Source organism: Streptomyces sp. M-16 (genome assembly GCF_052114405.1).
In the GTDB taxonomy this organism is placed as follows: Bacteria; Actinomycetota; Actinomycetes; order Streptomycetales; family Streptomycetaceae; genus Streptomyces.
In genome coordinates this window covers 1-11,085 of sequence record NZ_JBFRER010000175.1, presented here as the reverse complement: position 1 = coordinate 11,085, position 11,085 = coordinate 1, and the positions used below count along the sequence as shown (strand labels likewise).

4 protein-coding genes, 1 tRNA gene, 1 rRNA gene and 1 pseudogene are annotated in these 11,085 nt (G+C 71.0%); 2 read left to right on the top strand and 5 right to left on the bottom strand.

All coding sequences use genetic code 11. From position 1 onward, the window contains the following. The 3 genes and pseudogenes from AB4039_RS39485 to AB4039_RS39475 form a co-directional block, all read right to left on the bottom strand. Nucleotides 1–937 (bottom strand): annotated as a pseudogene (locus tag AB4039_RS39485) (cell division protein FtsK); the annotation flags it as partial. A 187-nt stretch (nucleotides 938–1,124) separates the two neighbouring features. Further along, entirely contained in the window at nucleotides 1,125–1,808 is a 684-nt protein-coding gene (locus tag AB4039_RS39480) for a response regulator (RefSeq protein WP_266842739.1), read from the bottom strand. 235 nt (nucleotides 1,809–2,043) lie between these two features. Further along, nucleotides 2,044–7,542: a HAMP domain-containing protein gene (locus AB4039_RS39475; RefSeq protein ID WP_442273036.1), complete on the bottom strand. Its 5,499-nt coding sequence runs from the start codon at nucleotides 7,540–7,542 to the stop codon at nucleotides 2,044–2,046. Nucleotides 7,543–7,768: 226 nt separating this feature from the next. Between AB4039_RS39475 and AB4039_RS39470 the strand changes: the two genes are divergently transcribed. Together AB4039_RS39470 and AB4039_RS39465 are read left to right on the top strand one after the other, a co-directional pair. After that, nucleotides 7,769–10,294 carry a SpoIIE family protein phosphatase gene (locus AB4039_RS39470; protein WP_266842735.1) on the top strand — a complete coding sequence of 842 codons (2,526 nt, stop codon included), beginning with the start codon at nucleotides 7,769–7,771 and terminating at the stop codon, nucleotides 10,292–10,294. 53 nt (nucleotides 10,295–10,347) lie between these two features. Next, nucleotides 10,348–10,815, top strand: a complete 468-nt coding sequence (locus tag AB4039_RS39465) for a hypothetical protein (RefSeq protein ID WP_266842734.1) — start codon at nucleotides 10,348–10,350, stop codon at nucleotides 10,813–10,815. Between the two features lie 42 nt (nucleotides 10,816–10,857). Here the strand turns inward: AB4039_RS39465 and AB4039_RS39460 are convergent. Both AB4039_RS39460 and rrf read right to left on the bottom strand, forming a co-directional pair. Beyond that, nucleotides 10,858–10,933 (bottom strand) — tRNA-Thr (locus tag AB4039_RS39460). A 5-nt stretch (nucleotides 10,934–10,938) separates the two neighbouring features. Beyond that, nucleotides 10,939–11,056, bottom strand: a 5S ribosomal RNA gene (gene rrf / locus AB4039_RS39455). Nucleotides 11,057–11,085 lie beyond the last annotated feature (29 nt).

The following is an 11,085-nucleotide window of genomic DNA, read 5'->3' as shown; positions in this document are numbered from 1 at the left end:
CCTCCTCGGCGGCGTCGGCGGGATCGTCCGGACCGCCCGGTCCGGCGGGGCCGGCGGCAGCCCCGGTGCGGGCCCGCCACTGCTCGGCGTCGTGGCGGTCCCGGCGCCCCGCGGCCTCCCGCTCGGCGTACCGCTCGTCGTACTCGTTCGGCGCGATGATCCCGAGCCGGATCCCGAGCGCGCGCAGCCGCTGCGGGATCGCGTTGACCGGGGTCGCGGTGACCACGAGCAGCCCGAACACGGTGAGCAGCACCAGCATCGGCACGGCCAGCGGCGCGCCCATGGTGAAGATCAGCGGCTTGGAGGCGCCCCAGCCGATCAGCCCGCCCGCGTTCTGCATCGCGGTGGTGCCCTCGTCGCGGCCCGGCGCCCCGCAGGCGATGTGGACCAGCCCGAGGACGCCGATGACCAGGGCGGTCAGGCCGACGCCGATGCGGCCGTTGGCGTCGGTCTGCTCGGGGTGGCGGATGAACCGCACCGCCATCACGCCCAGCAGGACCGGCACGAGCAGGTCGAGGCGCCCGAACGCGCCGGTGACCAGCATCGTGACCAGGTCCCCGACGGGCCCGCTCAGGTTCGACCAGGTCCCGGCGGCGACGATCAGGGCCAGGGCCAGCAGCAGCAGCGTGACCCCGTCCTTGCGGTGCGCGGGGTCGAGGTTCTTCGCGCCGCGGCCGAGCCCGCGCAGGACCGCGCCGATGGCGTGCGCGAGACCGAGCCAGCAGGCGCGCACCAGCCGCAGCACGCCCCCCGTGGGGGACGCCGCCGGTTTGGCGGCGGCCTTCTTGACCGGGGGGCGCTTGGCCGCCGCGGCCTTCTTCGCGGGAGGCTTGCGGGCGGGAGCCGCCTTCTTCGCCGGCGCCGTCGTACGGCCGGTGCGGCCCTTCGCGGTGCCCGCGGTGCTCTGGGAACCCTTGCCGGACGTACTTGAGGCCATGGGCCCGAGATTACCGGTGCGCACGCCGGTGGACACGCGTGCCCACCCCTTCACCCGTTCGTGTCGCCCCGTCCGTAGGCGCTTTGACGCACCGGCACACCTGACACCCGGCCAGGCAGCGTTGCGGAAGCCCCGCTTCCGGACCTTGGGCCCGTCGGCGGCACGGCCCCGCGCCTCCCGCCGTCCGTCAGCCCTGGGCCGGCAGCATCGGCGCCCCGCCGCCGGCACCCGGTTCCAGGGCGTCCAGGGCCCGGCGCAGCCCGGTCAGCTTGCGCTCCAGGTGCGCGGCGGTCGCCACGACCCCGGCATCGGCCTCGTCCTCGCCGAGCTGCTTGGTCAGGGCCTCGGCCTGCTCCTCGACCGCGGCGAGCCGCGCGGAGAGCTCGGCCAGCAGCCCGGCGGTCTCCTTGCCGCCGTCGCCGTTGTGGGAGCCGCCACCCTCCAGCTGCAGGCGCAGCAGGGCCGCCTGCTCCCGCAGTTGGCAGTTCTTGGTGTAGAGCTCGACGAAGACCGAGACCTTGGCGCGCAGCACCCACGGGTCGAACGGCTTCGAGATGTAGTCCACCGCCCCAGCCGCGTAACCGCGGAAGGTGTGGTGCGGACCGTGATTGATCGCGGTGAGGAAGATGATCGGGATGTCCCGGGTCCGTTCGCGCCGCTTGATGTGCGCGGCCGTTTCGAATCCGTCCATGCCCGGCATCTGGACATCCAGCAGGATGACCGCGAAATCGTCCGTCAGCAGCGCTTTGAGCGCTTCCTCCCCCGACGACGCCCGGACCAGTGTCTGATCGAGCGCGGAGAGGATGGCCTCCAGCGCCAGCAGATTCTCCGGCCTGTCGTCGACCAGGAGGATCTTGGCCTTCTGCACCATGCCCTGTCCTCCTCGCCCCGRCATGGGGCCTCCCCGGCTCCTGGCTCCGGCATGCGCGCCGGGCCCCGCCCCAGAGGACGGCATCCTTGCGCCGTCCGTCCTTGTGCCGGTCATCGTAGCCCCAGTCCCGAGATCGCCACACCCTGTCACCAAGATGTCACTGTGCACGAAGCGGAAACGTGAGGGGAGGGCAGAAGGTTCCCCCCGTGCCCTCCGGTCACCGCCCGCCCGCCGATCAGTCTCCACGCATGTGCTGCTCCATCACCGACAGGAGGTAATCCGGTTCGACCGGCTTGGTGACGTAGTCGGAAGCCCCGGAGTCGATGGCCTTCTCCCGGTCCCCCTTCATCGCCTTCGCCGTGAGCGCGATGATCGGCAGGCCCGCGAACTGCGGCATGCGCCGGATCGCGGACGTCGTCGCGTACCCGTCCATCTCCGGCATCATGATGTCCATCAGGACCAGCGACACGTCGTCGTGCTGCTCCAGGACCTCGATGCCCTCCCGCCCGTTCTCGGCGTAGAGCACCGCGAGCCCGTGCTGCTCCAGCACGCTCGTCAGGGCGAAGACGTTGCGCACGTCGTCGTCGACGATGAGCACCCGCTCCCCGTGGAAGTCGTACGTCCGCGGCGCCGCCGCGGCCGGCTCCTCGCTCTCCCAGGCCTCCGCGTACGGCTGCCCCGGCACCTCGGTGCGCGGCATCGCGTCGGTCAGCTGCTTGCGGCGCCGCCGGAAGAGCGCCGACGAGCCCTGCCCGGCGGGTTCGGCCGCCGGGAGCGCCTGGCGCACCGGCGCCTGCGCGAGGGGGGCGGGCACCGCCGGGACCGGCTGGGGCACGGGACGCGCCTCGTCGGCCGCCCTGCGGTACTCCCCGCGGGCGCCGCCGGGCGTGGGCGGCGCGTACCCCTGCGGCGGCAGTTCGCTCGGGTGCAGCGGCAGGTACAGCGTGAACGTGGATCCGCGGCCCGGCTCGCTGGCCGCGTGGATCTCCCCGCCCAGCAGCCGGGCGATCTCCCGGCTGATCGACAGACCGAGGCCCGTGCCGCCGTACTTCCGGCTCGTGGTCCCGTCGGCCTGCTTGAACGCCTCGAAGATCACCAGCATCTTGCTCGCCGCGATCCCGATCCCGGTGTCGGTCACCGAGAAGGCGATCAGGTCGGCGTCCGCCTCGCGCAGCGAGCCGGCCTCCAGCAGCTGTTCCCGGATCGCCTCCGGCACATCACCGCCCGCGGGCCGGATCACCAGCTCCACCGCCCCGCTGTCGGTGAACTTCACCGCGTTCGACAGGAGGTTGCGCAGCACCTGGAGCAGTCGCTGCTCGTCGGTGTGCAGGGTGGCGGGCAGCTCCGGGGAGACCCGGACCGAGAAGTCGAGCCCCTTCTCCGCCGTCAGCGGCCGGAAGGTGGCCTCGACGTAGTCGACGAGCTGCACCAGCGCGATCCGGGTCGGCGAGACGTCCATCTTGCCCGCCTCGACCTTCGACAGGTCGAGGATGTCGTTGATCAGCTGGAGCAGGTCCGAGCCCGCGCCGTGGATGGTCTCGGCGAACTCCACCTGCTTCGGCGACAGGTTCTCGTCGGCGTTGTCGGCGAGCAGCTTGGCCAGGATCAGCAGCGAGTTCAGCGGGGTCCGCAGCTCGTGCGACATGTTCGCCAGGAACTCGCTCTTGTACCGCATGGAGACCGCGAGCTGCTCGGCGCGTTCCTCCAGGACCTGCCGGGCCTCCTCGATCTCGGTGTTCTTCACCTCGATGTCCCGGTTCTGCTGCGCCAGCAGCTCGGCCTTCTCCTCCAGCTCCGCGTTGGCCGCCTGCAGGGCCTTCTGACGGTTCTCCAGCTCGTCGGAGCGCTCGCGCAGTTGCTCGGTCATCTCCTGCGACTGCTTGAGGAGCATCTCCGTCTTGGAGTTGACGGAGATGGTGTTGACGCTCGTACCGATCATCTCGGCGATCTGGCTGAGGAAGTCCTTCTGGATCTGCGTGAACGGCGTGAAGGACGCCAGCTCGATCACGCCGAGCACCTTCCCCTCGAAGAGCACCGGCAGCACGATCACGTGCGCGGGCGGTGCCTCCCCGAGCCCCGAGGAGATCTTCAGGTAGCCGGGCGGGGTGTTCTCGACCAGGATCGTCCGCTTCTCCTCGGCGACCGTGCCGATCAGACCCTCGCCGGGCCGGAAGGAGATGGGCATCTGACCGCCCGCGTACGCGTAACTCCCGCGCATCCGCAGTTCGTACGAGCCCTCCCCGGGCCCGTCCGTCCCGATCTCCGTGCTCCCGCCGGTGGGAAGCGCCAGGAAGAACGCGCCGTGCTGCGCGGAGACCACCGGGGTCAGCTCGCTCATGATCAGCGAGGCCACGTCGTCCAGCTCCCGCCGGCCCTGCATCAGCGCGGAGATCCGGGCGAGGTTGCCCTTGAGCCAGTCCTGCTCCTTGTTGGCCAGGGTGGTGTCGCGCAGGTTCACGATCATCGTGTTGATGTTGTCCTGGAGGACCTGGATCTCGCCCGCCGCGTCCACGTCGACCTTCAGGCTCAGGTCGCCGCGGGTCACCGCGGTGGCCACGGCCGCGATGGCGCGCACCTGCCGGGTGAGGTTCCCGGCCATCTCGTTCACGGACTCGGTGAGGTCCCGCCAGGTGCCGTCCACGTCACGGACGCGGGCCTGGCCGCCCAGGATGCCCTCGGTGCCCACCTCGCGCGCCACCCGGGTCACCTGGTCGGCGAAGGAGGAGAGCTGGTCGACCATCGTGTTGATGGTCGTCTTGAGCTCCAGGATCTCGCCGCGCGCGTCGATGTCGATCTTCTTGGTCATGTCGCCCTTGGCGATGGCCGTCGTGACCATGGCGATCTGCCGGACCTGGCCGGTCAGGTTGGAGGCCATGAAGTTCACCGAGTCGGTGAGGTCCTTCCACGTGCCGGAAACCCCGGGGACGTGCGCCTGACCGCCCAGGCGGCCCTCCGTACCCACCTCGCGGGCCACGCGCGTGACCTCGTCCGCGAAGGACGACAGGGTCTTGACCATCGTGTTCACCGTGTCGGCGAGCTGCGCGACCTCGCCGCGCGCCTCGACGGTGACCTTTTTCGTCAGATCGCCGTTCGCCACGGCCGCCGAGACCTGTGCGATCCCGCGCACCTGGGCGGTGAGGTTGCCGGCCATCGTGTTGACGTTGTCGCTGAGGTCCTTCCAGATGCCCGTGACCCCGCGCACCCGAGCCTGACCGCCGAGGATGCCCTCCGTGCCCACCTCCCGGGCCACCCGGGTCACCTGCTCCGCGAAGGAGGACAGCTGGTCCACCATCGTGTTCACGGTGGTGACCAGTTCGAGGATCTCGCCCTTGGCGTCGACCGTGATCTTCTTCGACAGGTCGCCCATGGCGACCGCCGTGGTCACCTCCGCGATGTTGCGCACCTGCGAGGTGAGGTTGTTCGCCATGAAGTTGACGGACTGCGTCAGGTCCTTCCAGGTGCCCGAGACCCCCTTGACCTCGGCCTGACCGCCCAGGATGCCCTCGGTGCCCACCTCACGGGCCACCCGGGTCACCTGCTCCGCGAAGTTGGAGAGCTGGTCGACCATCGTGTTGAGGGTGTTCTTCAGCTCCAGGATCTCGCCCCGGGCGTCCACGTCGATCTTCTGCGACAGGTCACCGCGCGCCACCGCCGTGGYSACCTGCGCGATGTTGCGCACCTGCGAGGTCAGGTTCCCGGCCATGCCGTTCACCGAGTCCGTCAGGTCGCGCCAGACCCCGGCCACGCCCGGGACCTGCGCCTGCCCGCCGAGCCTGCCCTCCGTACCCACGTCCCGGGCCACCCGGGTCACCTGCTCCGCGAAGGCGGAGAGCTGGTCGACCATCGTGTTGATGGTGTTCTTCAGCTCCAGGATCTCGCCCCGGGCGTCCACGTCGATCTTCTGCGACAGGTCACCGCGCGCCACCGCCGTCGTGACCTGGGCGATCTGACGCACCTGGGACGTCAGGTTCCCCGCCATGAAGTTGACCGAGTCGGTCAGCTCCTTCCAGGTGCCGGACACCCCCTCGACCCGCGCCTGCCCGCCGAGCCTGCCCTCCGTACCCACGTCCCGGGCCATCCGCGTGACCTGGTCGGCGAAGGAGGACAGCTGGTCCACCATCGTGTTGACGGTGTTCTTCAGCTGGAGCATCTCGCCGGAGACGTCGACGGTGACCTTCTGCGACAGGTCGCCGTTGGCCACCGCCGTCGTCACCTGCGCGATGTTGCGGACCTGTCCGGTCAGGTTGCGGAAGGCGGTGTTCACCGAGTCGGTGAGGTCCTTCCACGTACCGGCGGCCCCCGGCACCTGCGCCTGGCCGCCGAGCTCGCCCTCGACGCCCACCTCACGCGCCACCCGGGTCACTTCGGCACCGAAGGACTGGAGCTGGTCCACCATCGTGTTGACGGTGTTCTTCAGCTCCAGCATCTCGCCGGCCACATCGACGGTGACCTTCTGCGACAGGTCGCCGTTGGCCACCGCCGTCGTCACCTGCGCGATGTCGCGCACCTGCGTGGTGAGGTTGCGGAAGACCGTGTTCACCGAGTCGGTGAGGTCCTTCCACGTACCGGCGGCCCCCGGCACCTGCGCCTGGCCGCCGAGCAGACCCTTGGCCCCGACCTCGCTGGCCACACGCGTGACCTCGTCCGCGAAGGTCCGTAGGGTTTCGGTCATCTGGTTGATCGTTTCGGCCAGCTGCGCCACTTCTCCGCGCGCGCTGACCCGCACCTTCTGCGACAGGTCACCGTTCGCGACGGCCGTCGTCACCTGCGCGATGCCCCGCACCTGGGCCGTCAGGTTGCCCGCCATCGTGTTGACGGAGTCGGTCAGGTCCTTCCACACGCCCGCGACCCCGGGCACCTTGGCCTGACCGCCCAGTTCGCCCTCCGTACCCACCTCGCGGGCGACGCGCGTCACCTCGGAGGAGAAGGAGGACAGCTGGTCCACCATGGTGTTCACGGTGTTCTTCAGCTGGAGCATCTCGCCGGCCACGTGCACCGTGACCTTGCGCGACAGATCGCCCTTGGCCACCGCCGTCGTGACGAGAGCGATGTCACGCACCTGGGCGGTGAGCCGGTACGCCATCGTGTTGACGGAATCGGTCAGGTCCTTCCAAGAACCGGACATTCCGCGCACCTGGGCCTGACCGCCGAGTTTGCCCTCGGTGCCCACCTCCAGCGCCACCCGCGTCACCTCGTCGGTGAACGCCGACAGCTGGTCGACCAGGTTGTTGACCGTCCGGCCGACCTTGAGGAACTCCCCGCGCAACGGATGCCCGACCCCCTCCGGGGTCTGCGTCCGCAGGTCCATCCGCTGGTCCAGGTCACCCTCGGCCACTGCCGACAGGACCCTCCCCACCTCGGACACCGGCCGGGCGAGATCGTCCACGAGCTGGTTGGAGGCGTCGATCGCGGCCGCCCAGGAACCCTCGCAGGCACCCGTCTCCAGCCGCTCGCTCAGCTTCCCCTCGCGCCCCACCATCCGCCGGACCCGGGACAGTTCCCCGGTCAGGTGGAGGTTGCGGTCCGCGACCTCGTTGTAGACGGCGGCGATCTCCGCCATCTCGCCCTCGCCGGACACCGTCAGCCGCTTGCGGAAGTTCCCGTCCCGCATCGACACCAGGGCCGTGAGCAGCCGGTTCAGCGCGGCGGTATCGACTTCCGTCGTGCCGCCCCGCCGGGACCGTCCGCCTTTCGGGCGCGTTCCCGTACGCCGCACCGCTGCGCCAGACTCCACCGTGTCCCTCCAGAAAGGGTCGACCGCTGTTCCACCGGACATCCGACTACCCACGACCGGCACTCCAAGACTGCCCAGTGTTTCACCCCGGCCCCACCAGGCCATAACACTCCGGCACCATCGCACACCGGCCGCACCCCGCGGGTGGAATCCCCGACGACGGCTCCTCCCGAGCGCGAAGGTAAGTAACCTGGCTTCCGATGTCCCACCGCGTCGAAGGAGACTTGTGATCACGGCACGGGCGGCTGCCAGTTTCGACCCACAGGGGCGCTCGGTCGCCGCCGCCCGCGCGTTCGTCCGCGACACGCTCCAGGGCTGGGGCTTCGCGGACATCGTCGACGACGCCGTGGTGCTGACGAGCGAGCTCGTCACCAACGCCGTGGTCCACGCCGGCACCCGGGCCGAGGTCCTGTGCCTGCGCTCCGGGGACGGCGTACGCGTCGAGGTCGCCGACCGCTATCCGGAGCGCGAGCTCCCGCTCCAGCCCCCCGGTCAGCGCCCGTACGCCGATCCCGACCGCGAGAGCGGCCGCGGCCTGATGCTCTGCGCCGCCCTCGCCACCCGCTGGGGCGTCGAGTACACCACCACCCACAAACACGTGTGGTTCCGCCTCGACCTCCCGGACCGGCCGGTCGGTACCCGCTCCGCGGGCCCCGTAGTCCCCGACCAGATGCTGCCCCTGGCCGACAGCCGGGTCCGCGTGGCCGTCGTCCAGATCGACTCCGCCGACGCCGTGTCCGCCTGGAACGACGACGCCGAGCACATCTTCGGCCACCCCGCCGAGAAGGCCCTGGGCCGCCCGCTCGCCGAGCTCGCCGCCTGGCCCCAGACCCCCGGCACCGGCACGGGCGTCGCCGAGGCCCTGCGCCTGTCCCGCTGGGAGGGCAGCTACGGCATCCGCGGCGCCGACGGCCGCGTCATCCCCGTCTACGCCTCCCACCTGCGCGTCCGCGACGCCCACGGCGAACCCTCCATCGTCTGCCTCCTCGTCCACGACGACGAGCGCGCCCTGCTCCAGACCCCCGCCCGGGTACCCGCCTCCGACGGCGGCCAGCTCACCGAGCCGCGCCCCGCGGACCCCTTCGAGCTGTTCATCGGCTCCCCCGCCCCCGACGATCTGGAGGGCCTGCTCCAGCGCACCGTCGAACGGGCCCGCGACATGCTCGACGCCGACGCCGCCTTCCTCCTCCTGGCCACCGACGACGAGACGGAACTGGAGGTCCGCGCCACCACCGGGCTGCCCTCCACCCGTCAGCGCTTCGCCCGCGTCCCCGTCGAGGCCGGCGCCAGCCGCTACGGCTCGGCCCGGATGCCCGCCGTCCACGACGACCTCGCCGCCGTGCCCGGAGCCGTCCCGCTCCTGGAGTCCACCGGCATGCGCTCCGTGGTCACCGTCCCCCTCAAGGTCGAAGGGCGGCTCACCGGCTCCCTCGGCGTGGCCGCAGAGAGCCCCGGCCGCTACACGAACGAAGAGGCCCTGCGCCTCCAGTTCGCCGCCGACCGCCTCGCCCTCGCCGTCGAGTCCGCCCGGCTCGGCGAGCTGGAACGGCTGCGCAGGGGCTCCCTCTCCTTCCTCGTCGAGGCCTCCGACCTGCTCGCCGGCACCCTCGACCGGGATCAGACCCTGGCCCTGATGGCCCAGATGACCGTCCCCACCCTGGCCACCTGGTGCGCCGTCTACACCATCGCCGACCAGGCCTCCGACCCCACCCTCGCCTACGTCCTGCACGAGGACGAGGAACGCATCGACGGCCTCAAGGCCCTGCTCTCCCGGGTCAGCCCGCCCGACCCGGTCCGCGAGGCCGGCGCCCGGCCCTGGGCGGAGGCCGCCCACGCGGTCGGCGGCGAGACGGTGGTCCTGCCCCTCCTCGCCCGCAACCGCGTCATCGGCCTGCTCACCCTCGGCAAGCCCCGCGAGGAGCACTTCCGCCAGGAGATCCTCGAACTCGCCGACGACCTCTCGCGCCGCGCCGCCCTGGCCCTCGACAACGCCCGCCTCTACTCCGAGCGCACCGCCATCAGCCGCTCCCTCCAGCGCAGCCTCCTGCCGCCCGGCTCCCCCGCGATCCCCGGCATGGAGGTCGAGGTCATCTACCGCGCCGCCGGCGAGGGCAACGAGGTGGGCGGCGACTTCTACGACGTCTTCCCGATCCGCGACGGCGTGTACGGCTTCGCCATCGGCGACGTCTGCGGGACGGGCCCCGAGGCCGCCGCCGTCACCGGCCTGGCCCGCCACGCCCTGCGCCTGCTCGCCCGCGAGGGCCTGGGCGGCCCGGCGGTCCTGGAGCGCCTCAACGCGGCCATCCTGGACGAGGGAGCGCGCAGCCGCTTCCTCACCCTCCTCTACGGGGAACTGCACCCGCGGCCCGACGGCGGCGCCCTGATGAAGGTCGTCTGCGCGGGTCACCCGCTCCCGCTGCGCCTGCGCCCGGACGGCGAGGTCACCCCGGCCGCCGAACCGCAGCCGCTCCTCGGTGTCATCGAGGACCTCGACCTCTACGAACAGACCCTGACCCTCGACCCGGGCGACGTCCTGCTCTGCGTCACCGACGGGGTGACGGAGCGCCGCGAGGGCGCACGCATGCTCGGTGACGACGGCCTGGCCGACGTCCTCACCACCTGCACCGGCCTCACCGCCGGCGCGGTGGCCTCCCGCATCCTGCGGGCGGTGGAGCGCTTCGCGGCGGAACCGGCTTCGGACGACATGGCCATCCTGGCCTTCCGGGTCCCCCACCAGCGCGAGGGCGACTGAGCCCGCGGTACGGCCTCTGGCGGGCCGCGGCGGTCTGTGGTCGACTCCCCGGCGTGGATACCGTTCTGACCAGCGTGGTCGCCGTCCTCGGAACACTGATCGGGTCATGGAGCACGTACGCGTTCCAAAGGCGCACCGCCGCCCGCGCGGAGGCCGCGGCCCGTCAGGAACGGCTGAGACAGGAACGCCTGGCGGCCTTCGGCGCCTACGCGGGCGCGGTCCCCGATCTCAAGCGGGCGGTCATCACCCTCTGGTTCCGCCGGCGCAACCCTCCCGACGGGGACACCCTCCTGGCCGCCCATCTGGACAGCGACCGCCTGGGTGCGGCCGCCGAAAGCGCCAGGTTCCGTCTTCGGCTCGTCGCGGACGATCCGGCCCTGCGTCCCCTCATGGACGCGATATCCGCCAGGCTCGGCGAGATCAACCATGCGGAGAGCCGCCGTGCGGTCATCGCCATGGAGGCCCAGTTCGAGGAAGCGGTCGAAGCGTTCCTCTCCGCTGCCGCCCTGTCCCTGGACTGAAAAACAAAAAAGGCCCCCGCCACAAGGCGGGGGCCTTTTCGTTGGAGCCCTTTAACGGAATCGAACCGTTGACCTTCTCCTTACCATGGAGACGCTCTACCGACTGAGCTAAAAGGGCGGGTTGTTCGGCGGCGTCCTACTCTCCCACAGGGTCCCCCCTGCAGTACCATCGGCGCTGAAAGGCTTAGCTTCCGGGTTCGGAATGTAAACCGGGCGTTTCCCTAACGCTATGACCACCGAAACACTATGAAGTTAACCAACCGGGCATGG

Bases quoted from the DNA above. Each gene is read 5' to 3' on its own strand.
- AB4039_RS39480 (WP_266842739.1), bottom strand. From the start codon at position 1,808: ATGGTGCAGAAGGCCAAGATCCTCCTGGTCGACGACAGGCCGGAGAAT.